The following is a 554-nucleotide window of genomic DNA, read 5'->3' on the forward strand; positions in this document are numbered from 1 at the left end:
GACCCAGCAGCAGTTCGCTGTCCAGGCCTTCTCGGCCGGCTCGGCGAATGCCCAGTCGCTGCTCCGCCTGCTCGGCTAAGCGGCCTTCAGGACCACAACGAAACAGGGGCGGCAGGGAAACCTGCCGCCCTTTTTCTTGAGCGCTCAGCGGCAATAATTCAATAAATGATCATTATAGTTAAGCATAAATTTCAAGTTTACCCTGCTTAGGCATCATTATACTTGAATCTATGCCATTCACTCTCACTTAGATGTGTTCTGGCAACGTTGCAGTGCTGACAAGAGGAGACAACCCGCCCCCCGACGCTATTCGCCAGGATGGCCGGCCATTGCAACAGAAGGTGCAACACGATGAGCGTTGTGTTCAACGCTGCCACGGCCGCGAATGTGTCGATCCTCCGGACGACGAATGAACTTTTCTTGATCTCGCAGAAGCGGGTCGCGACCGGCAAGAATATCTTCGGTGCTGCCGATGATGCCACCCGCTACAACATGTCCCAGACGATGCTGTCGCGCTCCCGCAACATCAATGCGGTGAACAACAACATCTCGAC

At 54.7% G+C, this 554-nt stretch carries 1 protein-coding gene; it reads left to right on the top strand.

The window, feature by feature from the left end; translation table 11 throughout:
• Positions 1-351 precede the first annotated feature (351 nt).
• Positions 352-554 (top strand): hypothetical protein (locus tag P0652_RS18730; protein ID WP_284180431.1); only part of this gene is annotated, 203 nt, incomplete at its 3' end.

Source organism: Rhabdaerophilum sp. SD176 (genome assembly GCF_030143245.1).
Classification (GTDB): domain Bacteria; phylum Pseudomonadota; class Alphaproteobacteria; order Rhizobiales; family Beijerinckiaceae; genus Rhabdaerophilum.